The sequence below is a fragment of the Pseudoalteromonas sp. UCD-33C genome (assembly GCF_001306895.1).
GTDB lineage: Bacteria > Pseudomonadota > Gammaproteobacteria > Enterobacterales > Alteromonadaceae > Pseudoalteromonas.
Genome location: NZ_LJTB01000007.1, coordinates 49,399 through 73,340, shown reverse-complemented (window position 1 = coordinate 73,340; position 23,942 = coordinate 49,399). Strand labels below are relative to the sequence as shown.

20 protein-coding genes are annotated in these 23,942 nt (G+C 39.4%); 11 read left to right on the top strand and 9 right to left on the bottom strand.

Annotated features, from left to right (window positions below):
- The first annotated feature begins 10 nt into the window (after positions 1–10).
- From AOG26_RS14195 to AOG26_RS14180, 4 genes are all read left to right on the top strand, one after another.
- Complete coding sequence (locus AOG26_RS14195; protein WP_054563096.1) at positions 11–574, top strand: YSC84-related protein; 564 nt, start codon at positions 11–13, stop codon at positions 572–574.
- Between the two features lie 370 nt (positions 575–944).
- Entirely contained in the window at positions 945–1,262 is a 318-nt protein-coding gene (locus AOG26_RS21105) for a hypothetical protein (protein WP_054563095.1), read from the top strand.
- A 163-nt stretch (positions 1,263–1,425) separates the two neighbouring features.
- Entirely contained in the window at positions 1,426–6,666 is a 5,241-nt protein-coding gene (locus AOG26_RS14185; protein ID WP_054563094.1) for an AAA family ATPase, read from the top strand.
- A gap of 203 nt (positions 6,667–6,869) precedes the next feature.
- Entirely contained in the window at positions 6,870–8,429 is a 1,560-nt protein-coding gene (locus AOG26_RS14180) for a methyl-accepting chemotaxis protein (RefSeq protein WP_054563185.1), read from the top strand.
- 11 nt (positions 8,430–8,440) lie between these two features.
- On the opposite strand, the gene AOG26_RS14175 is transcribed toward AOG26_RS14180, so the two are convergent.
- The 5 genes from AOG26_RS14175 to AOG26_RS14155 form a co-directional block, all read right to left on the bottom strand.
- The gene (locus AOG26_RS14175) at positions 8,441–9,490 is read right to left on the bottom strand and encodes a patatin-like phospholipase family protein (RefSeq protein WP_054563093.1); all 1,050 of its coding nucleotides are present in this window, start codon (positions 9,488–9,490) and stop codon (positions 8,441–8,443) included.
- A 27-nt stretch (positions 9,491–9,517) separates the two neighbouring features.
- On the bottom strand, positions 9,518–10,927 hold the full coding sequence (locus AOG26_RS14170; RefSeq protein ID WP_054563092.1) for an alanine/glycine:cation symporter family protein: 1,410 nt from the start codon (positions 10,925–10,927) through the stop codon (positions 9,518–9,520).
- 120 nt (positions 10,928–11,047) lie between these two features.
- Positions 11,048–12,004 carry a patatin-like phospholipase family protein gene (locus AOG26_RS14165; RefSeq protein WP_054563091.1) on the bottom strand — a complete coding sequence of 319 codons (957 nt, stop codon included), beginning with the start codon at positions 12,002–12,004 and terminating at the stop codon, positions 11,048–11,050.
- Positions 12,005–12,178: 174 nt separating this feature from the next.
- Entirely contained in the window at positions 12,179–13,174 is a 996-nt protein-coding gene (locus tag AOG26_RS14160) for an LLM class flavin-dependent oxidoreductase (protein WP_054563090.1), read from the bottom strand.
- Positions 13,175–13,241: 67 nt separating this feature from the next.
- Positions 13,242–14,015, bottom strand: a complete 774-nt coding sequence (locus AOG26_RS14155; RefSeq protein ID WP_054563089.1) for a siderophore-interacting protein — start codon at positions 14,013–14,015, stop codon at positions 13,242–13,244.
- Between the two features lie 112 nt (positions 14,016–14,127).
- On the opposite strand from AOG26_RS14155, the gene AOG26_RS14150 reads away from it, so the two are divergent.
- The 3 genes from AOG26_RS14150 to AOG26_RS14140 all read left to right on the top strand — a co-directional run bounded on the left by AOG26_RS14150 (position 14,128) and on the right by AOG26_RS14140 (position 16,283).
- Complete coding sequence (locus AOG26_RS14150; RefSeq protein ID WP_054563088.1) at positions 14,128–14,562, top strand: MarR family winged helix-turn-helix transcriptional regulator; 435 nt, start codon at positions 14,128–14,130, stop codon at positions 14,560–14,562.
- 63 nt (positions 14,563–14,625) lie between these two features.
- Entirely contained in the window at positions 14,626–15,039 is a 414-nt protein-coding gene (locus AOG26_RS14145) for a LexA family protein (RefSeq protein ID WP_054552219.1), read from the top strand.
- Complete coding sequence (locus tag AOG26_RS14140; RefSeq protein ID WP_054563087.1) at positions 15,027–16,283, top strand: Y-family DNA polymerase; 1,257 nt, start codon at positions 15,027–15,029, stop codon at positions 16,281–16,283. The genes AOG26_RS14145 and AOG26_RS14140 overlap by 13 nt, the downstream gene beginning before the upstream one ends.
- Here AOG26_RS14140 and ybaK read toward each other — a convergent pair.
- Positions 16,280–16,741: a Cys-tRNA(Pro) deacylase gene (gene ybaK / locus AOG26_RS14135; RefSeq protein WP_054563086.1), complete on the bottom strand. Its 462-nt coding sequence runs from the start codon at positions 16,739–16,741 to the stop codon at positions 16,280–16,282. The two genes, AOG26_RS14140 and ybaK, sit on opposite strands and share 4 nt — an antisense overlap.
- 150 nt (positions 16,742–16,891) lie before the next feature.
- Between ybaK and AOG26_RS20730 the strand changes: the two genes are divergently transcribed.
- From AOG26_RS20730 to AOG26_RS14125, 3 genes are all read left to right on the top strand, one after another.
- Positions 16,892–17,128 (top strand): hypothetical protein, encoded by a 237-nt coding sequence (locus AOG26_RS20730; RefSeq protein ID WP_130167504.1) that lies wholly within the window; start codon positions 16,892–16,894, stop codon positions 17,126–17,128.
- A gap of 77 nt (positions 17,129–17,205) precedes the next feature.
- Entirely contained in the window at positions 17,206–17,550 is a 345-nt protein-coding gene (locus tag AOG26_RS14130) for a DUF3302 domain-containing protein (protein ID WP_054552213.1), read from the top strand.
- A 3-nt stretch (positions 17,551–17,553) separates the two neighbouring features.
- Positions 17,554–18,684 carry an HlyD family secretion protein gene (locus tag AOG26_RS14125; protein WP_054563085.1) on the top strand — a complete coding sequence of 377 codons (1,131 nt, stop codon included), beginning with the start codon at positions 17,554–17,556 and terminating at the stop codon, positions 18,682–18,684.
- Positions 18,685–18,758: 74 nt separating this feature from the next.
- Here the strand turns inward: AOG26_RS14125 and dnaJ are convergent, their stop codons facing one another.
- Positions 18,759–19,898, bottom strand: coding sequence for a molecular chaperone DnaJ (gene dnaJ, locus AOG26_RS14120; protein WP_054563084.1), 1,140 nt, complete (start codon positions 19,896–19,898; stop codon positions 18,759–18,761).
- Positions 19,899–20,131: 233 nt separating this feature from the next.
- On the bottom strand, positions 20,132–22,054 hold the full coding sequence (gene dnaK, locus AOG26_RS14115; RefSeq protein WP_054563083.1) for a molecular chaperone DnaK: 1,923 nt from the start codon (positions 22,052–22,054) through the stop codon (positions 20,132–20,134).
- 239 nt (positions 22,055–22,293) lie between these two features.
- Here dnaK and AOG26_RS14110 point away from each other — a divergent pair, with 239 nt between their 5' ends.
- Positions 22,294–23,094 (top strand): thioesterase family protein, encoded by an 801-nt coding sequence (locus tag AOG26_RS14110; protein ID WP_054563082.1) that lies wholly within the window; start codon positions 22,294–22,296, stop codon positions 23,092–23,094.
- Here the strand turns inward: AOG26_RS14110 and AOG26_RS14105 are convergent.
- Entirely contained in the window at positions 23,083–23,859 is a 777-nt protein-coding gene (locus AOG26_RS14105) for a substrate-binding periplasmic protein (RefSeq protein WP_235575500.1), read from the bottom strand. The two genes, AOG26_RS14110 and AOG26_RS14105, sit on opposite strands and share 12 nt — an antisense overlap.
- Positions 23,860–23,942: the final 83 nt, after the last annotated feature.

The following is a 23,942-nucleotide window of genomic DNA, read 5'->3' as shown; positions in this document are numbered from 1 at the left end:
AGGAATATGTATGAAAAAGTTTATCGCTATTAGTTTAGTTTTAATCACTACAATTTTAACCGGTTGTGCTACAACAGGCAGTGCATCTCCCGATGAAAAACGTGCTTTAGTACAAAGCATGAAAAACAATACATTAAGTGAGCTTTACACTCAAAAACCTGATGTTAAACAACAAATTGCTAACTCTGCTGGTTATGCGGTTTTTGATAATGCCAATGTAAATGTTGTTTTAGCCAGTTTTGGCGGTGGTTATGGTGTTGTTAAAAACAACCTAACCGGTAAATCAACTTACATGAATATGGGTGAAGCGGGTTTAGGTCTAGGTTTAGGTGTTAAAGACTTTAATGTTGTGATGGTTTTTCATAACCAAGCAGCAGTAAATCGCTTTATTGAACATGGTTGGGCATTCGGTGGAAATGCAGATGCAGCAGCAAAATATGAAGATAAAGGTGGCGCTTTAGTTGCCGAAGCAATTGCAGACCAAGTAACTGTTTACTCTTTAACCGAAAATGGCCTTGCGTTACAAGCGGTACTGAAAGGCACTAAGTTTTGGGTAGATTCTGAGCTAAATTAAGCTATTTAAAACCCTTCTAAAAGTGGGCTAGTTAGCAACCTAACTCCCGCTTTTAATTATTTTACCTAATTTAACATAACGTAATTTATGGGTGGTTGTTATATTTTTATCTTTAAGTATAGACTATTAAATTGTCTAGTTTTCTAAATCCACATTTCTAATGATTTAATACTTAAAACTTCTGTTCATTTAAAACTTTTGATTCATCTTCGCTATCAGAAATTTCGTATTTCATTCATAAGCCACTAATTTTACTTAATATTATTTCTTCACCTTATTATAGTAAGACTTTCGGGTTGGGCCATAAGGCTTAGGGCTCAATACCGCTCACGATTCACATTAGTCTAAACAATAATAACAAGGATTCATCATGAGGAAGTTTTTTCTAATCATCATAATTGGCTACTTCGCATGGGATTATTATGCAGTTAATTATGGGGGTATCTCACCAACACAAACGCTTCAAACAAAAATTATTGATCCCGTAAAATCAAATTATAGCCATAATCGAGATATCACAATATCTGATTATGAAAAGCCAGAGTATGAATGTGATGGCCGTCAATATTGCAGCCAAATGAACTCTCTAGAAGAAGCGTTATTTTTTACTAAAAATTGCCCTAACACAAAATTAGATCAAAGCCCTGGTGAAGCCCCCTGCCAGAGTGATTTCATATTACGTGATTAGATTGTATAAATCCTTATGTGAAATAGTAGTTTTTTATATACACTAATTTGTTGATTTAACACATGAATCAGCCTAATAAATAAGATGGAAGATAGGTAAGTTTTGACTATACTAAATTAGTAGTAGCTATATGTAGCTTGTTTCTTTTTAGTAAGGAGTTCTCTTGCCGGTTCCAGGATATAGTTTAGTTGATTTTATCGACAATAGTGGTTACTTCTTACTTCATAGTGCTAAGTCACTAAAAAACGGTGACTTAGTTCTTATAAAATCACTAAAAGAAGTAAGTAGAGACAAAGATACAATAAACAAGCTCTTACTTGAGCATGCATTTTCAGATAAATTAGACCATCCTAATATTTTAAAACCTATTAATTTCATTAACGAAGATGACTGTACAGCCATCATTTATGAATATTTTCCTGCCAAGCTTCTTTCTAAACTTTTACAAAAAGCCCCTATTTCAGTAAATGAGTTTCTGCCATTAGCTGTTAAGCTGGCAGAAACAGTCAAATATTTGCACTCTAAAAAATTAATTCATAAAGATATTAACCCCCATCACATTTTGATTAGTGATGATTTATGTAGCTTTAAATTATTTGGTTTACATATTGCGACCTCACTTTCGAAGTCTTCACAAAACTTAACTAGCCCAGCAGTTTTAGAGGGTACCCTCGCTTATTTATCACCAGAACAAACCGGGCGTATTAATCGAAAAATAGATTGCCGCAGTGATCTTTATTCTTTAGGCGCCAGTTTTTATGAAATGCTAACTAGTAAACCTCCTTTTAGTGAACAGGATCAACTAGCACTTGTGCACTGTCATATTGCTAAAAAAGTTGTGCCAGTTAATAAAATTAATACAAACATTCCCGATGTTATTGCTGATGTTATTAGTAAGCTACTTCAAAAAAATGCAGAAGATCGTTATCAATCAGCTTGGGGGTTAGCTAAAGATTTGCAACTAATTTCAGCTCAGTTTGAGAATGCTCCATCTCTCACTAACTTTGAATTACCAAATGTAAACTTCTCAGCATCAGAGCAATTTAATATTCCGCAGAAGTTATATGGTCGTGACAAAGAAATAGATGATTTATTGCAGTCTTTCGAGCGAGTCGCCCAAGGTAGTTGTGAAATCTTTTTAGTATCTGGTTATTCTGGTGTCGGAAAGTCTGCTCTGGTGAAAGAAGTCTATAAACCAATGACTGGAGAATATGGATATTTTAGTTCTGGTAAGTACGATCAGTATCAGAGAAATATCCCTTATTCTGCCATCACTGATGCCTTAAATAAATTTTGTCGTTACATTTTAACAGAACCTAATGATGAATTAATTCTTTGGCGCGATATTTTTAACAACCACCTCACTGATAAAGCAGTATATTTGTGTAATATAATTTCTGACTTAAACCTAATTCTGAAAATTAAAGATGTAGATATACCGAAAAAAAACATAGATAAAAGTCTATTACACAGTTTATTTTTAAGCCTTATGACTGCAATTTGCAGTAGAAACCGCCCTTTAATTTTATTTTTAGATGATATGCAATGGGCTGACTTAGCATCTTTAGAGTTATTAGCATCTTTATTTGATAATGTACAATTACATCATTTATTAATAATACAAGCATTTCGAGATAATGAGGTTGACACCCAACACCCATTCACTAAATTTATCACCGAAATTAAAGATAAAAACGTACCTGTAAACCAGGCTTTTTTGAATAACTTACCACAAGATGTAATAAATACTCTAATCAGTGACACAATAAACACCCCTGAAATAGAATGTACCCCTTTAAGTGAACTAATATTTAAGAAGACATTAGGAAACCCCTTTTTTGTTTTACAATTTACGACAGAGTTATATGAAAAAGGTCTTCTATATCACAACCTAGAAAAAGATTGTTGGTGCTGGGATAAAGAAACTATTTTGGCAGAAAAAATCACCGATAATGTTGTTGATTTTATGGCAGAAAAAATTAATGAGCTACCAAATCAAGCCTGTGATTTACTTAAGTATGCTGCAAGTGTTAGTAATACATTCGACACTAATATGTTAGTAGCGCTTTCTGATAATCAATACACAGCCAAGCAGATAATTAATAATTTGATCCCTGCTATCGATAGAGAACTTATTTTAACTCCGCAATCCATTTCACATGTCATTCCTTCACAAGTGGCCGTTGATGAAAATGTGCAATTAAAATTTTTACATGACCGTGTGCAGCAAGCCGCATACTCACTTATCCCTGAAAATGAGCGTCAGCAAGTTCATATTAATATTGCCAGACTGCTTTATCAGTATGCACTTAACAATAACATTCTAGATAAAAGTTTATTTGATCTAGCAAACCAATTTAATAAAGCAATAGAGCTTATATGTAACCCTCTTGAAATAAAGCAAGTTATTGAAGTCAACTATTTAGCTGCAAGAAAAGCGTTTGACTCGGCGGCATATAGCTCCGCTTATAATTATCTTATCTTTGCTAAGAGATTATTAAAAATAGAACATTTTAACGTTAACTATAGTGTAACGTTTGAGACCTTAATGTTGTTATGTAAAGTAAATTGTATTTTAAATAAATATAATGAATCCGATGAATTTTATACTCTATTACTAAAATATAAACATACAGCTTTAGATCATGCGCGGGTACTGCTGGTGAAAATGGATGATTTCCACCAACAAGGTCTCTATCAAGAAGCGCTAGATACACAATATCTAGCGTTAAAAGTATTAAATCTAACGCCGCCTTCTGAGTTAGAGAACTTAGATGCTCAAATTGTTAACGAGATTACGCTCATAGATACATACCTTGCACAGCATTCTATTGATAGTCTCTATGATTCTAATAACTTAGAAGATGAACAGATTTTATTATTACTCGATATTCTGACCAGCCTTTGGATCACAGCATATTTATTATCTGATGAGGATGTTGTGCAATGGGCATCAGTAAAAATGTGTAGCCTTTGCCTTGAACATGGTAGGTGCGAACAATCTTCCTTTGCTTATATTCTTTATGGTTTTGTTTGTGTTAATCGGCTGAATGAATTCAAAAAAGCGGATGAATTTGGCAAAGTTGCACTAAAAATTGCTGATAACTATCCAAACCTAGCGTTACGCGGCAAAGTGTACTTTATGTATGGCTTAACAATTTGCCATTGGAGTAATCACCTTTCCTTCTCTACTAAAAGCTTTCGGCAAAGCTATCAATTCAGTTGTCAAGCTGGAGATTGGACATACGCAAGCTACGCAGCAGTTAATATTATTTCAAACTTAATAATAGAAGGCCTGCCCTGTGATGACGTTTTAACGGAAGCCAATAAGTACTTAAGTTTTTTAAAAGAAAAAAATGAAGAATCAACTAAAAGCTTTTTCATACCTGGTGCATATGTCCCATTACTGCACTTAATGGGTAAATGTGATAGCCATAATAGCTTTGACTGTGATGTTTTTGATGAACAGGAACACCAACTTTATGCCAAAGACTCACCGATTATTCAAGCTTGGTATTATTATGCAAAAATTAGAGCGCTCTATTTAATTGGCCTATATGACGAAGCTCTAGCAATTATTGACCATATTCATATCATCCCAATGGGTGTGCCAGGACAAATAAAAACACCTGAAGCTTATTTTTATTCGTGTTTAGTTCTGCTCGCTAAACCAGAAACTTATTTAGATTCGAGTAAATATCAGGGCATGTTTAAGCACATGTTTGAACGCTTGAAAACGTGGAGTTACTCGTGTGAAGGTAACTTTCTTCATAAGGTAAAATTGATAGAGGCTGAATTAGCAAGTTTGAATAATCTACCTTTCTATGAGGTATTTGCTCTTTACCATCAAGCAATCGAGCTTGCTAAAGCTACCGATTACAAACTGATTGAGGCATTAGCAAATGAGTTACTCGCAAATTACCTAATGAAGCAAAGTAAACTTGAATATGTCATGCACCACCAGCAAAATTCTCAGACTATATATAATCATTTATCAGTCAATGTAAAAACAGCAAACTCATCTTCAATAAACGATGGAATTTCTATGCTACCCACTAATGCATCTTTAGAAGTGTCGACTAGTTCAATTGCGCTTCATTCTATGATGCAGGCAGCTAATGTACTTTCAGAAGAAATGGTTATAGATAAATTACTGAATAAATTAATTGCCATTGTTATGGAGTTTTCTGGCGCCTCAAAAGTTGCTTTATTACTTAAGAAAAATTCAAAATGGTGGGTAGAAAATATTGGTATTTTGAATAATCAAAATTACCAATTTGAGCCTTCACCTTACGTTAAATCCACTGATATACCTGCTAGTGTTATACGATATGTGATTCGCACACAAAGTATGGCTTTAATTGGTAATGTGTCTGTCGATTCGGTTTTCACCAACGACCCTTACATTGAGAAGCATCAACCAAAATCTATTTTATGCTTACCACTTATCTACAAGAATCGAATCAACAGCATTGTCTATTTAGAGAATGAACTCACTACTGATGCCTTTGGCCAAAACCATTTAGACATGCTCAATTTATTGATTGGTCAAATGGCAATCTCAATCGAAAATTCAGTCCTGTATAGCCAAATGGAAGAAAAGGTCATTGCACGAACTAATGATTTAGAAGAATCACTAAAACAATTAAAACAAACGCAAAATCATTTAGTCGAATCAGAAAAAATGGCTTCATTAGGTCGATTAGTTGCAGGTGTTGCCCATGAACTTAATACCCCTTTAGGTGTGAGTGTCACAGCCTCTTCAAATCTACTTGAATTAATCGAACAACTCCGTATCGCTTTCGAAGCACAAACTCTGACTCGAAAAGATTTTGTCTCTAGTATTACGAATATCAATGAGGCAGGTTCTATTGTTTACCGTAACTTAAATAGAGCAGCCGAACTGGTTGCCAACTTTAAATTAGTCGCTGTTGATACCAGTAACGATGAAGAGCGTGAAATTAATCTAAAAGAATACTTAACAGATTTAGTCAGCAGTTTATCTCCTGCTCTTAAAAAGAGTCATCATACTATCCAAATTGATTGTAGCGATGACTTAGTGATCAAGGTTGACCCTGGTGTTATCGCACATATATTCACCAATCTTATTTTAAACTCTTTAATACATGCTTTTGAAGATACACAAGAAGGTCAGATAACGATTACTGCAGACCTTGAAGGCTCAAAACTTAGAGTTGATTTTCAAGATAATGGTAAAGGCATGACGAAAGAAGTACAGAGTAAGATATTTGAACCCTTCTACACGACTAAACGTGGGGCTGGCGGTAGTGGTCTTGGAATGAATATTGTTTATAACCTTATCGTTCAGAAGCTAAAAGGTACAATCAGTTGTCACTCTGAGGTTGGAAATGGCACTAAATTTACAATTTTTTCTAACCTTTAACCCGCCATCTAGCTTATTTCAGTTAAAAGGTATTAACTTTTTTAACATAAAACCTGAATTTTCCTAGTTCTTTTTCACGAATTTATCGCTAAATTATTTATAAACATTAGTGATCAAATTAACACTACCTCTTTCTGGTTCAGACTGTTTTTACTCCGCTAATTTACTTTCTGAATTTAAAGCTGTACTTGGGTGATTTTAACGTGAAACATAGAATTAATACCGATACCGAAGTTAAATTTTCTGAATCTGATATCCTCCTATCGACTACTGATTTGCAAAGCCATATTACCTATGCCAATGATGAATTTTGCAAAATAGCTGGTTTCACGCTAGACGAAATGGTAGGTAAGCCTCATAACCTTGTTCGCCACTCTGATATGCCGAAACTGGCTTTTGCAGATTTATGGCAACATCTCAAAAATGGTCAATCTTGGATGGGGCCTGTTAAAAATCGCTGTAAAAATGGTGATTATTATTGGGTGAATGCCTTTGTAACACCGATTAAAGATAAAAGTGGTCGTACTTTTGAGTTCCAATCAGTTAGAACTAAACAAAGTGATGAGGTCGTACAAAGAGCGACCGCTGAGTATGCAAAAATAAACAATAATCAAAAATCTCATGCTACAGCAGCTAAGTTCGATGCCACTCTGTACATAAGTGCCCTATTATTCATAAGTTTTTTAGGTTCGCTGGCTTCCGCTTTTAGTTCTGGGTTTGATATTTTTAATTGTCTACTAGTCCTATTTTTAGCATCAGCTAATGGGCTTATGTATTTTTGGCGTCAAAAATATTTAGCGCTTATAAGCAAAGCAAAACAAGTTTTTGATAACCCTTTAATGGCTTATCTGTATTCTGGTACTAATGACCAATCTGGCTTTTTACATCTTGCCCTTGAGATGCAACAAGCTAAATTAAAAGCCGTTGTTGGCCGTGTTAATGATGTGACTATGGGCGTTAATCACAACGCGCAACAATGTGCTGAGTCTGGTCATAACGTGACTGAACTTTTAAATAAACAAACAGATGAAGTCTCTCAAATTGTTGTTGCCACAGAGCAAATGACGGCCTCAATCAATGAGCTTTCATCTAGCACAATGCAATCTAATCAAGCTGCTGAAGAGTCAAACCAAGCAACCGAAGAAGGCTCACTTGCGGTCAAGCAAACGATAACTTCAATCAGTGAGCTTGATGAAAAACTCAAAGCAGCGAGTAGCCAAGTAGAAAACTTAATTGAAGGCAATCAACACATTGTGGCAATTTTATCTGAGATAAATGCGATTGCTGATCAAACTAATTTACTTGCTTTAAATGCGGCCATCGAAGCTGCCCGTGCGGGTGATCATGGCCGTGGCTTTGCCGTTGTTGCTGGTGAAGTACGTGCATTAGCCTCACGAACTCAGCAATCTACAGAAGAAATAAACAATGTATTAAATCAGCTCACTCACGCTTCGAAACAAGCACAACTTGCCATGAAAGATGGACTTAATTTGTCGGCTAAAAGTGTTGAGCTTGCACATCAAAGTGGTGATAGTTTAGACCATATTAAAGCTCAGTCTATCAAACTAAGTGAACTCAATAGCATCATAGCGCATGCAATGAACGAACAACTAACAGCAAGCCAAGTTATTGCTACCAACTTAACGTCAGCACAAGACTTTGCTCATGAGTGTACAAAGCTTGGCCATACTTCGCAGCAACTTTGCGAAGCGCTCCTCAGTAAAGTGACAGAGCAAACTTCCTTGATTAATCAGTTTAAGTAGCGAAAGCAATACTATTTAATAAGGTTTATTTTCGGTGTGTGCTTATTAGTACACACCGCATCGAATGCTTCTGCTAGCCGTTCTGTTTCTTTGAATACCTGCTGCCAATATTTAATGCGTGTATCAGCATCAAGTTCTGTAAAGTCTTTACGATCAGGGATTTTGCCATAAGGTAATGAAGCAACAAAGTCAGCTGATGGAGTGATCATCACTACGTTATCATAGTTACTCGGGGTAATTCCACGCTTTAGGCTCTTATCAAACCAACCTGCTTTAGGGCTGTTATTAAAATGCGGATATAAAATAAGCCCGTCATTATGAATACTTAAGTCAAAGTGATAATCGATAATACCGCCATCGCGATACATACCAGGCGGTGTTCCTGTTATATTTTTAATACCCTGCATGACTAATGGAATAGAACCTGAAGCAAGTAACGCATCCGCTAAATTATCTTCGCTTAGCTCAATAGTATGGGTATTAAAGGTATTATTATCGGAAAAAGATAACTGACTATCCGCAGGCTGAAATACATAACGTTCATATTGCTTACTTAACAAGCGTCTATTCATTCGATTGACTAAGTAGCTTTTAGATAACCCCATTAGCTGCATCACTTTATTTTCTGATGCTGTAAAGCCATTCGATTTTGCAACTATAAAGTGGGCTTTAAAAATAGGGTTGTTAATGATTTCTTGAATACCATTTTCAGCAAAAACTGTGCTTAATAACTCTCGCGCTTTTGTTGTTATTTCTTCTGGTTTTGCTTTATTCGATGAATAGCGTGTTTCAGAGTAAGACTTTGCTAATCGAGATATCGCAGCAACAGGGTCATTTTGTGCAAAACAGGCAGATCTAAATGCCCCAGCACTTGACCCTAATAAGTTTAAAGGTGTGGTACGGTCTTTAAAAAATTCACCAAATAGATATTTATCCAAACCAAATAATGTAAACCACTTGGGCCCGCCGCTTGCTCCTAAAAAGGTATTAAACAAATCGGCAGACAGGCCTTGCTCTTGAATTACTTTTGCAGCACTAGGCCCTGCGTAAATATCTATCATGGTCACTTTTCTCGTTATTGTTTTTGATTATTTGCGCCAAATTCCTTGTTCTGTTTGACCTTGAACCTGCACTTTTTCAGAATCAAAACTTGGTTCTTGCCCAGCTTCACGTTGACTATGGTAGTCTTTTGTCACAGATAAGATGGTTGGCGTTAAGCGTATAATAGCGATAACGTTCACCACTGTCATTAAACCTAAAGCAATGTCTGCAAGATCCCACACTTGTTTAATGGTGGCCGATGCACCCCAAATCATCATTGATAAATATAAACAGGTGTAAATTCCACGGCCGAGTTTATTATCTAGTTTGAATAAATGTAGGTTACTTTCTGCGTAGGCATAGTTTGCAACCACAGAAGTAAACGCGAATAAACAAATTGCTGCCGCTACAAAGTAAATGCCACCAGCAGCCATATGCGCTGTCATCGCAGATTGAGTTAAGCGGATCCCTTCCATTTCGCCGCTAATATCAATATCAGCCAATAAAATAATCACCGCCGTACAACTACACAGCACAATGGTATCGAAAAACACCCCTAGCATTTGAATATAGCCTTGAGTGACTGGGTGATTTGGTACGGGTGATGCACAGCCAGATGCATGTGGCACACTCCCCGCTCCGGCTTCATTCGAATATAGCCCTCGCTGAATACCATTTTTAATTGCGGCGCCCATTGCCCCTGCGCCTGCTTCTTGTAAGCCAAAGGCAGAAAGTAAAATATCTTCAATCATCGCAGGCACTTTACCGATATTCAATAAAGTAATAATAATGGCGGCGAGTACAAATAAAATGCCCATAACTGGCACAATGCGTTCAGCAAAGCGGGCAATAGCTTTAAAGCCACCTAAAATAATAGAGCCTGCCAGTATCGTGATCACAATACCTGAATACAGTGTTGGAATTTCAAATGCGTAATTGAGGGCATCGGTAATGGTATTCGTTTGCATGGCACTAAACGTAAAGCCATAACCAAGGAACAAGCAAAAGGCAAAACATACCGCTAGCGCTCTGCTTTCCAAGCCTTGCTGAATATAATAAGCAGGCCCGCCCCTAAACTCGCCATTAGCATCCCTAACTTTATAGACTTGACCAAGTACGCTTTCGGCAAAACCTGTGGCCATGCCCAAAATGGCAATCACCCACATCCAAAATATTGCACCGCTGCCCCCTAACGAAATAGCAACTGCAACCCCTGCAAGGTTACCGGTACCTACACGGGCTGAAAGACCAGTACATAAAGCTTGAAATGAACTAATTGAGTTTTTATCGGTGCTGCTACTCGACTTTAATAAGCTAAACATATGGCGAAACTTAACCAATTGAATCGCTTTTAACCTGACCGAAAACCAGATCCCAGCAAACAGAAGAATATAGATAAGAATTTGGCCTTCTCCCCAAAGAAGACCATTGATTGTCGATACAGCACTGTTAAACATGGCAAGCCTTTATTGTTCTTGTAGATAAAAAATCACAAAAAGTGAATAGCTAACCACTTTAACTCTATTTACAAATATCTCAAGTGGGCAATGGGATTAATTGCCCGAGCCTGCTCCCAACTAATTTAGCAGTTGTTGCTGTAAAAAGGCACGACCTGCCGCTAAACCTAATTTGTGATCATAGCGCAGATCTGAATCTGTACTACCCAGTAGCTTACTGCGTAATTTACCACCTGCAAAAATTTGTGTGATACGGGCATCACTTGGCGGGTTGGCAATGAAATCGAGTTCTTCTTGATAAGCTTGTTCGTGTTGAACCAAGTAATCAATGGTTTTAGGGCAATAACCTGATACACAAACTAGTGACTTTAACTTATTTACCCATTCAGATTGTACTTGGAAGTTTTCATCAACAGTTCTAATAACCACAATATCACGAGCACCACGGTTATAAGCTTCTTTCACAGGTAAAGGTGCAGCTAAGCCACCATCTAAATACATATCATGCACTAAATCAGTATTAGAGCTTTGAATAATGGCATCGTTTGCGGCCTTTGTTGTTAACCAAGGTGTTAAGTTAACGCCGTCTTTATATAAAAAGGGTAATGCGCTTGATGCTTTTAACAAGGCCAACCATTGTGTATCTTCACCATTTGGGCTCAAATAATACGGTTTACGGTCAGCCGCGTTTGTGGTTGTGATCAACAGTTCGCGTTTACCTAGGCTTTGTGTTGCTGTTTTAAAATCAAGGGCACGGTTTACCTCTTTGGTTTTATCAAAATACCAATCAAGGTCAACAATGCTTTTACCAAACAGCCCGCGGCCAAGTTGGAAAAAACGTTTATGACGAGAAAGGCCTCTGATCAAACGTTTTGCATAGCCTTTTTGACGCGCTAAATAACTTGTTAAGTTTTGTGAGCCTGCCGATGTGCCAATGAATAAATCGAATGGATCGTAATTATTTTCTAACCACGCATCGAGTACACCTGCGGTAAAAATCCCTCGTTGCCCACCACCCTCAGCGATTAATGCTGTTTTTGTTTGTGGTTCTACTGCGGCAATTGATTGAGATTTCACGGTGCACCTTCCTAGGGTAATGGTTAATAAATGTATTGTATAAAGTTAAATTCAATCCTTAAAACGGATTATATAAATTGATTTAATCTATAAAACCGTTTAATAAATGAGTGTCAGGGCTTAAGCAATGCGCATAAAAACTCATTACACGCATTCACTATTTGCTAAACCGTATTAGTGCATGATGCTTGCTAATATTTCCAGCGCATGTTGTCTGTCACTCAATTCATACAGGTCATTTGTAAAAATAAACTCATCAACCTGTAGCGTTTGTTTAATCATACTCAGCTTATGCTTAACGCTCGCTTGACCGCCAACAACAGAAAGCCCTAAAAAGCTTTCAACTTGCATTTTTTCTTGCGCTGTCCACAATCCTTCCATTGTTGCAACAGGCTCTTTAAGCCAAAGTGGCTTGCCGCGCATAAGTGCTAAGATACGTTGTTTCGCTGTGGTTGCTAAAAACTGTGCTTGTTCGTCGGTGTCAGCTGCAACAACAGGTAAGCCAAGCATGACGTATGGCTTATCTAATACCTCAGATGGTTGAAATTCTCTGCGATACAATGCAATGGCATCTTCAACAAAGCGCGGCGCAAAATGACCCGCAAATGCGTATGGCAAACCTTTTTTAGCAGCAAGCCCAGCACTATAAAGGCTTGAGCCCAGTAACCAGATTGGTACATTTGTATCTTCACCTGGGATTGCGCGTACTGGAGAGTCACCTTTATATGGGCCAAGTAAAGCTTGCAGCTCCGTTACCTCATCATTGAAGTGTTCAGCGCGTTGTTCGTCACGGCGTAAAGCACGGCTGGTAATTGGGTCACTACCTGGAGCTCGGCCTAAACCTAAATCAATGCGACCGGGGTATAAACTCTCTAGGGTGCCAAATTGCTCAGCAACCACCAGCGGTGGATGGTTAGGTAACATCACCCCACCTGCACCTACGCGGATATTCTGAGTTTTACCTGCGATATGACCTATCAGTACTGAAGTTGCGGCACACACGATACCGCGCATATTATGATGCTCTGCCATCCAAAACCGATTAAAACCCAGTTTGTCGGCTGTTTGTGCATAGGTAACAGTGTTAGCTAGTGTTTGCGAAACGGTTTCGTGCTCTTTCATTGGGCTCAATTCAAGCAATGAAAAAGGTGTGTTGCTAAGATCTGACATTCGCTCTCCAAAATTTAATTCTTTATAATTAGTTAATGAGAGCGAATGGCTATTTTTCAAATGCTAATTAGGCACGGCTTTGTTGCTGTTTTTCCACCTTTAGGCCATCGGCATCAATACCACGCTTCCAATAAGCTGATGCAACAATGTGTTCACGATCAATTTCAAAACTGCTTGTTATTAAACGGCGAATTGCCTTCACCAAGTTTGCTTCTAATGCCATAAACACCATAGGTTGCGTGTTATAGCCAGCACATAAGCGTGTTACTTGGTCGAGTAAATCTGTTTCTGGCTCATCTGTAACTAACCATTCAACACTGTGTTGGGTATGTGTTTTAATTTGCTCAAGTTCAATGATGTCGGCTTTATCAGCAACATGAATAATAACATCGACACTGGCATCTTGTGGCAGGGCTTGTAAGTAGCCATTGATTGCATTTACAGAGGTTAAATCTGCCAGCATTAAATAATGTGTTTGCGTAAAATCAGTGAGTTTTTTAGGGCCTGGGCCTGCTATACCTACCTCGTCGCCTACACATGCATTTTGTGCCCAGTTGGTTGCCACACCTTGATGTTGGTTAACCACAAAATCGAGGGTAATTGCACCGCTAATGGGGTTGATATCACGAATAGTGTAAGAGCGCATTAATGCTGGGTGCTCAGCGTGTAAATTAAGTTCAACCTTAGATTCACCGGCATGCGGGAGTAATACCTTTACGTACGCACCTTTTGCATCTTGTGGGAAATCGGCAAACTCTTCTGAGCCAACAACAATTCTTTGTAGATGCGGGGAAATACGTGTAGTACTTAATACGTTTGCACGACGAACTTTTCTAGCCATCTTGGTCTCCTAGCTGGTTAAATTGCACAACGCCCCAATAGTTGATATAGTCAACTATACGCCTTTAATTGACTTTGTCAACTAATGCAAACTTGCTTAACTTAGGTGAACCATGCCACAAACCTCTCTTTCTTCAGCTTTATTTACATTGGCACAAAGTTACCGTGTCACTGTACGCGAAGCCATTAACGCCAACGAGCTTGGTCTTAACGCTCTGCATGTACGCTGTTTACATATTATTGCCGAAACACAGCACTGTACTGCCAATGATATTGTTGCCAAAACCGGTCGTGATAAAGCACAAATAGCACGCTTAGTAAAAGAGCTTATAAAGCTTGAACTGGTTTCTAAATGTGCCGACGAAAACGATAAGCGCTGTTTAATTTTATCCTTTACTGATCAAGGTAACGCCCTGTTCTCGCGTTTAGAAGTTGCAGAGCAAGAGGTTGATGCCAAACTTTGCCACGGTTTAACTGATCAGCAAGTACGTGATTTTATCGCTATTGCCACAACCATGATCGAAAATATCAATCACAACACCCCGTGATCTTATTGGCAAGATAACCACAAACCACTATACTGTATAAATGTACAGTATAGTGGTTTTGTTATGCGTGTTATTCCTATTTATATCGAAGCTGGCGTATGTGGTTTTGAATCACCGGCAGCACAATACAAAGAGCTAGGTTTATCATTAGATCAGCTATTGATTAAACACCCTGATGCAACATTTATTGGTATTGCCTCTGGCGAATCAATGCAAGGTGTGGGGATTTTTGATGGTGACTTGTTACTGGTTGATCGCGCCGAAGACGTTAAAAATGGCGATGTCATTGTCGCGAATCTAAATGGTTTATTTGTTTGTAAGCTATTAGATAAACACAATGCACAGTTATTATCAGCCTCACCTAAATACCCCGCAGTGCAACTACGCCAATCTGATGAATTTCAATTAGAAGGCGTGGTCACTCGCTCAATTCGCTTACATCGCAGTAGTAAAGAGCTATTAGCATGTACGCCTTAGTCGATGCGGTGGCCTTTTATGCCAGCGCCGAAAAAGTATTTGATCCGGCTATTCGTAGTAAACCGGTTGTGGTTCTTACTAACAACGATGGCTGTATTTGTGCTGTGTGCCCTATTGCACGAAAGCTGGCTATTCCAAAATTTCAGCCCTATTTTCAAGTAAAGAAAATACTCGAAGATAACCAAGTGGTGATCCGCTCATCTAACTATGAGCTGTATGCGGATTTAAGCGAGCGGATGATGAACGTGATTGGCCGCTTTTGCGATAATCAGCACATATACTCTATTGATGAATCATTTTTAAACTTTACTGGTTTCAAAAAACTTATTCATGATTGGCATCGCTATGGCCATGATATTCGCCGTACCGTATGGCGCGAAACAAAGCTACCTGTTGGGGTTGGATTTGGCCCAACAGCAACCCTAGCCAAAGCCGCCAATCATGCAGCGAAAAAACTCCCCGGCTTTGATGGCGTTGCAGTGATTGACTCTGAAACTTCACGGGTAGCCATTCTAAAAGCCATGGACGTACAAGATGTTTGGGGCGTTGGTCGGCGTTTAGCTAAAAAACTCAAAGCAATGAATATCAATACGGCCTTTGATTTAGCCGAACAAGAACCACGAAAAATAAAGCGCCTTTTTAGTATTGTATTAGAGCGCACAGTGAACGAGTTACGCGGTAAAAGCTGTTTAGCCTGGGATGAAGTGCGCCAAGACAAAAAAGAGATTTTTTCGACCCGTAGTTTTGGAGAGCGTATCACTGACGCCACCGCGCTGAAAACGGCACTGATCAATCATTGTGTGATTGTAGCAAGAAAACTACGTGCGCAAGGCTCACAGACTCAACGTTTATTAATGTTTGTGGCCAGCTCTCCTCATCAAGATGGCTATTATAAAAAGTCCTATATTTATGAGTTTAGTGTCGCCACCGCCGATAGTTGTGTGTTCGCCAATGCTATTAGTGAGGTATTTGATCATCTCTATAAACCTGGGGTACGATTTTATAAATGTGGTGTAGGTGCTCTTGAGTTATCAAGCCACATATTTCAGCAACCTGATCTATTTCAAGCGCCTATCGATAACCCTAAACTGATGAAGTGTCTTGATAACATTAACACCCGTTATGGCGTGGGTACCCTTGCCATAGCCAGCGAAACTCCTACGACCCGCTGGCATATGAAACGCGCGTACTTATCGCCTCATTACACAACCCGCTGGCATAACCTACCAAAAATACATTGCTAAAAGTCTGCCTGCTTAGCATTTAGTAAACTGCATAAATCCTTAGGGGCCAATGCAATCTCAAGGCCTCGCTTACCAGCTGAAACATACATCACGTCAAAGCTATCTGCAGATTGATGCACATAGGTATTAAGGCGCTTTTTCTGACCTAGCGGACTTACTCCACCTAAAATATAACCTGTGGTATTTTCGACTTTTTGTTGTGGAGCCATTTGTACTTTTTTAACCTTTGCCGCCTTTGCCAGCATTTTCAGGTTAACTTGTTGACTAACTGGCACAATAGCAACCAAAAGCTGGTGGTCAGCATCTTCAAGTACTAAGGTTTTAAATACTTGCTCAGCGGGCAGCTTTAGCTTTTCAACCGCTTCAAGGCCAAACTGTTGTTGCGAAGGCTCATGCTGATAACTAAGCACATCAAAACTAATACCTTTCTTCTTCAGTAAGTTTATAGCCGGCGTCATTGATTTTCCTATAACTAATTAATTAGCAGTCACTTTATAAAACATACCGTGAACAAGGAATATAAGGCAATAGAAAAACCGCTACAAAACACACTAAATAGGCCTAATTCGACTACACTAAAGTAATGAATCCTGGGCAGGGTAACCAGCATGTCTAGACACACAGGGCTCTATCTAGCCAAACAATTATTTATCATACTCACCCTATTGTATGCAGTGAATTTTGTGTGCAACGAATACCTAGCATGGAATGCCTACATGGATTGTCAAAGCAAATGCCATACGCTTGGCTTAGAAAAAGGCCGAATACAAAACACTACATTTTCAGAGGATGTGACTTTATGTCGTTGTCTTGCTGATACCGACTACTACGTTGTGCTGAACTAAATCTGAAAATACCGACTAGGAATTAGGTAAATTTCACGTATTATTAAATTGATTATAAGTTAAACAAAGGAAAGTACATGTTTTTAGACTACTTTGCGCTGGTCATGCTAGTGTTTGTAACGGTAGTAATATTTTATGGTGTTATTGCCATTCACGATATTCCCTACGAAATTGCAAAGAAACGAAATCACCCTCATCAAGATGCCATCCATTATGCAGGCTGGGTTAGCCTATTCACCCTACACGTGCTGTGGCCGTTTTTATGGGTTTGGGCGACATTATGGCGTGATGACCGCGGTTGGGGTTTTAACCAGATCCAAAAGGAACAGGAAGACTTAGCAGAGAAAGTAGCTAGCCTGACAGCCACAGTGGCAGCGCTACAAGCACAAATAAATGCTCAATCGAATAATAAAGAGAAATAAACTATGGATTTGTTATTAATACTCACTTATACCGCATTGTGCATTGGTATCTTTAAAGTTTTTAAAATCCCACTTAATAAATGGACGGTACCCACCGCGGTACTTGGTGGTGTGGTGCTGATCGGCGCTTTGATCCTGTTAATGAACTATAACCACCCACATTCAAATATGGCCAGCAGTGCCTATGTCACAACACCTATTGTGCCAAATGTACGCGGTACCGTTGAAGAAGTTGCAGTAAAACCAAATCAGCCTGTTAAAAAAGGTGACTTACTGTTTCGCCTAGACGATACCTTATATCGAGCCAAACTAAATCAAGCGATTGCCGCTTTGCAAGATGCAAAACAGTCAGTCCTCGGTTTAGAAGCGGCCTATAAATCAGCACAAGCCAGTGCCCTAATGGCTAAAGCTGAATATGATCGTAGTAAGAAAGAATACGAACGTTATGAAAAAGGCGCAAAAAGCGGTGCTTACTCAAAAGGCCAAGTTGATAATAAATTAGGTGTATACTTAGCAGCGAAGGCAAGTTACGAAGCAGCACAGGCCGAAGAGTTACGTCAAAAACTTGCATTTGAGTCTGAAATAAACGGCGAACAAACTAAAATTGCCGCAGCTCGCGCTAATTTAGAGCAAGCTCAATTTAACTTAGACAGCACAAGCGTTTATGCACCTACCGATGGCTATGTTACACAACTAACATTACGCCCTGGGATGATTGCAGTACCAATGCCACTACGCCCAGTAATGACCTTTGTGCACAAAGAAGATACCGTTTACGTCGCTGCATTTAGACAAAATTCACTATTAAGACTTGAACCAGGCTACAAAGCAGACTTTATCTTTAAAGCTATTCCTGGCAAAACCTTTGCGGGTGAAGTAATCGATGTATTACCAGCTATTGGTGAAGGGCAAGTACAAGCACAAGGTACACTGATGGGCACTGAGTTTTTTGCTCGCCAAGGCCGCGCAATTGTCACCTTAAAAATCACAGACGACATGAGTGAATATCACCTACCACAGGGGACAAGCACAGAAGTCGCTGTTTATTCAGAACACTTCGAGCACGTATCAGTAATGCGTAAAGTATTGATCAGAATGAAAAGTTGGCAAAACTACTTATTCTTAGATCATTAAAGCAGACAATTACCAATAAAAAAGGCGCTTATCAGCGCCTTTTTTACTCTCTAACTAAAGTTACTTAACTAGAGTTACTTAGTTAGGTCATCGAAAAACTTCTTAACACCGTCAAAGAAACCTTTTTCTTTTGGACGGTTTTTAGAGCCATCTTTACCCATGCTTTGCTCAAGTTCTTCAAGCAATTCACGTTGGCGATCATTAAGATTAACCGGCGTTTCAATAACCACTTTACAGATCAAGTCACCTTGAGCGCCACTACGTACAGACTTAACGCCTTTACCACGCATACGGAACATCTTACCCGTTTGGCTTTCTGATGGGATCTTCAGTTTTGCACGGCCATCCAGTGTCGGAACTTCAATTTCACCGCCCAGGGCTGCTGTTGTAAAGCCAATAGGCACTTCACAATACAGGTTATTACCATCACGTTGGAAAATCGGATGTTCACGTACAGAAACCTGAACGTATAAATCACCTGCTGGTGCTCCATGCATGCCCGCTTCACCTTCGCCCGATAGACGAATACGGTCACCTGTATCAACACCTGCTGGGATCTTAACTGATAAGGTCTTAGTTTTTTCTACGCGACCTTGACCATGACAGCTGTCACATGGATCAGAAATAATTTGACCTGTGCCCTGACACGTAGGACACGTTTGCTGAACCGCGAAGAAACCTTGGCGCATTTGTACTTGGCCTGCACCATGACAGGTAGTACATGTTTTTGGTTTAGAACCAGCTTTTGCACCGCTACCGTCACATGGCTTACAGCTAACCCAGGTTGGTACTTTAATTTCGACATCTTTACCACGAACAGCCTCTTCAAGGCTTAAGTCCATGTTGTAACGTAAGTCCGAACCACGTTGTTGACGCGATTGACGACGACCACCGCCACCACCAAAGATATCTCCAAACACATCACCGAAAATATCACCAAAATCACCATGACCGCCGCCGAAGCCACCGCCATGACCGCCACCACCTTGTTCAAAGGCTGCATGGCCGTACTGATCATACATTTGACGCTTTTGCGGATCAGTTAGTACTTCGTAGGCATCTTTTACTTCCTTAAATTTAGCTTCAAGGTCTTTATCGCCTGCGGTACGGTCTGGATGATATTTCATCGCTAAGCGCTTATACGCTTTTTTTATGTCTCGTTCGCTGGCATCTTTGCTCACGCCGAGAACTTCATAATAATCGCTTTTTGACATATCTATCACACTACTCTTTTTACTGCAGCTACACTGCGTAAGGTAAATCGACTGATACAAATCGTATTATGGTCATAACCATTTAAGATGATTAGCAACTTATCAATTTACCGTTTATATACATGCAAAAGGCGCGTCAAGCGAAATCGCTGGCGCGCCTCAATCATTTCATCCTAACTTAATTGGCTAAACAAAGCAGCCATTATTGCGTTAGGCAGAAGCGAAACAAGCAATTACTTGTCGTCTTTCACTTCTTCGAACTCTGCATCAACAACATCGTCGTCTTGTTTTGCAGAAGATTGCTCAGCACCTGCATCCGCACCGCCTTGTTGCTGCTGTGCTTTAGCTTGTGCAATTTCCATTAGCTTTTGTGACTTCTCAGCAAGAGCTTGCGTTTTCGCTTCAATCTCTTCTTTGTTGTCACCTTTAATCGCCGCTTCTAGCTCTGTAAGTGCAGCTTCGATTGCTTCTTTATCTTCTGCAGGTAATGCATCACCCGCTTCTTCGATTTGCTTACGTGTACCGTGAACCATTGCATCAGCTTGGTTACGAGTTGATACTAGCTCTTCGAATTTCTTATCTTCTTCAGCGTGCGCTTCAGCATCACGAACCATTTTTTCTACTTCATCGTCGCTTAGACCTGAAGAAGCTTGGATTGTGATCTTCTGCTCTTTACCTGTATCTTTATCTTTAGCAGATACATGTAAGATACCGTCCGCATCTACGTCGAATGTTACTTCGATTTGTGGAGTACCACGTTGTGCTGGGCGAATACCTTCTAGGTTAAATTGACCTAGTGATTTGTTATCGCTTGCACGCTTACGCTCACCTTGTAGTACGTGAATCGTTACCGCTGATTGGTTGTCTTCAGCTGTTGAGAAAACTTGTGATTTCTTAGTAGGAATCGTCGTGTTTTTCTCGATTAGAGCTGTCATTACTTGACCCATAGTCTCGATACCTAGTGATAACGGAGATACGTCAAGTAGTAGTACGTCTTTAACGTCACCAGCTAGTACACCACCTTGAATCGCTGCACCTACTGCAACTGCTTCATCTGGGTTAACATCTTTACGAGGCTCTTTACCAAAGAACTCAGCAACTGTTTTTTGTACTAGAGGCATACGTGTTTGACCACCAACAAGGATGATGTCATTTACGTCGCTTACTGATAAGTCAGCATCAGCCAGTGCACGCTTAAGTGGCTCGATTGACTTAGTTACTAAGTCTTCAACAAGTGACTCAAGTTTTGCACGAGTAACTTTAACGTTCATGTGCTTAGGACCAGTTGCGTCGGCAGTCACGTACGGTAAGTTAACTTCTGTTTGCTGTGCAGAAGAAAGTTCAATCTTCGCTTTTTCAGCAGCTTCTTTAACACGTTGCATTGCAAGTGGATCAGTTTTAAGGTCGATACCTTGATCTTTCTTAAACTCTTCAACTAAGTAGTTGATAACACGGTTATCGAAGTCTTCACCACCTAAGTGAGTGTCACCGTTAGTTGCTAGAACTTCAAACGTGTGCTCGCCTTCAACTTCGTCGATTTCGATGATAGAGATATCGAAAGTACCACCACCTAAGTCATATACTGCAACAACGTTTTCACCTTTATTTTTGTCCATGCCGTATGCAAGTGCAGCGGCAGTTGGCTCATTGATGATACGTTTAACTTCAAGACCAGCAATACGACCAGCATCTTTAGTTGCTTGACGTTGTGAATCATTGAAGTATGCAGGTACTGTGATTACTGCTTCAGTAACCGCTTCACCTAGGAAGTCTTCTGCTGTTTTCTTCATTTTTTTCAGCACTTCTGCTGAAATTTGTGGTGCAGCACGTTTCTCGCCACGTGCTTCAACCCATGCATCACCGTTATCAGCTTTTACAATTTTAAAAGGCATGATACCGATATCGCGTTGTACTTCTTCGTCTTCAAAACGACGACCAATTAGACGCTTGATTGCAAATAATGTGTTAGTTGGGTTAGTTACTGCTTGGCGTTTTGCAGGTTGACCAACTAATGTTTCACCGTCTTGCGTATATGCAATGATCGATGGTGTTGTGCGATCGCCTTCCGCGTTTTCGATAACGCGTGCTTTATCACCGTCTAGTACTGCTACACAAGAGTTAGTAGTACCTAAATCGATTCCAATAATTCTACCCATGAATCTTCTCCAACTTCAAAATTCGTTAAAACGTTCGATGACTAGTAGATAGGGGTGCAGGAAACTGAATTCAACTGTAAAAATGAAAAAAAATTACTTTTTTTTGAAATATTTTCGAAATGGACGTTTTTTCCACAAAAAGCGCTGTTTTCTCAGCCTGCTTGCAGGATAAACAAACTGGTCTGATGACTTTGGCTATGCTATAACAAACACCATAACAATAAATGTTAAGGAAAATTATGCATTTTGAACAATTACTCGCCATGGCAACTGAACTAGGCAAAGACAAAACAAAAGTAATGCAGTTTCCAGAAAACTGGTGCCAAGGCCGCACAGCGTTTGGTGGATTATCTGCAGCTTTATTATATCAAGCTATACGTCAGCATATCGATAGCTCTCGCCGCTTACTATCTTTAAGCACTAACTTTGTTGGCCCGTTAATCGCTGACAATGATTTTTCAATCGACGTTGAAGTCTTACGTGAAGGCAAAAACAGTGCGCAGGTACTAGCAAAAGTGATTCAAAATGGCGATGTTTGTGTTATTACACAAGCCTGTTTTGGGGCTGAGCGTCAGTCCAATGTTCGTGTAGATGTAACTAAAACTATGCAGCTAAAACCGGTTGATGAGCGTTTCATCCTACCTTATAAAGAAGGCGTGATGCCGGCATTTTTCCAACATGTGGCACTGTGTTTACAAGACGGTAATATGCCATTCTCTGGAGCAGACACCTCACATTTAGGTGGCTGGATGAAATTCAAACATGTGCCAGAGCAAATGACTGAAGCCCATATCATCGCCCTAACAGATGCATGGCCACCAACCTTATTACAGATGTATAAGCAACCTGCACCAGCAAGTAGCATGTCGTGGTACATAGAATTTGTTGAAGAGCCTGCAATTGCCCATGATGCTTGGATTGGCTACGAAGCAGTTACACATCATAGTAAGGATGGCTATGGGCTAGAAGATGGTTGTATTTGGAGTGAAAGCGGAAAGCTAATTGCACTGAGCCGCCAAACCGTCGCGTTATTCGCGTAACTCAGGCTCTGAAAGTTGCGCGTACTCAGTACCATCAAGGCGAATAATTGCTTGGTACTGGCCTGACTCAATGATCTCACCAAGACCCAAATTAAAGATGTTTTTTAAGGTTTTACTGTAAAAGAACGCAGGTCTTGGTGCTTCTTTAAAAATTGCATGCACAATAAAAGGTTTAACCTCAGCGCTTTGTTTGTATTTTTCTAGATAGTATAAAAACACTCGGCGCTCTAGGATAATTACATCGACCCAGCCTTTCATAAGGTGATCAACTTGCGCTTCTTGGTTAACTACTTCTTCGTAAGAACGCAAAATGTTAGTAACCGATTTAAAAGGCGCTTCAATGAAATTAGTCGCATTTTGAAAGGCAAGCACGCTTTTACCTGCTAAATCGTAGATACTACTAATCTTAAGATCTTTATCAGCAAGGCTAACCGCCACATTTTGATAGCGGAGAAGTTCATCGCTCTTATATACATGTGAAGTAAGTACAGGTGGAAAGTTCAGCGCAATATCAACCTTGCCCTGCATAAGTTGCTGCTCAGCACGCTTATTAGACATGTAATGGATATCGATATTAGAAATGCCTTGCGATTTGAAAGCAGCTTTCAATATTTCGAGTTGAATGCCACTGTTAGTGTCTTCTATAACATAAGGAGGTAAAGAGGCGCTTGCAGCAACAACAATGGTTTTTTGCGTATTTGGCTCAGATAAACACTCACCTTTAACACTAACAAACAACATTAAAAGGATAAATAATTGCTTCACTGCTCACCTTAAAGAATTAAATGTATTAAAAAGCGTAATCGCTTTGTACAAATATTAGCTTATATTAAACAAAGGTGCATTTG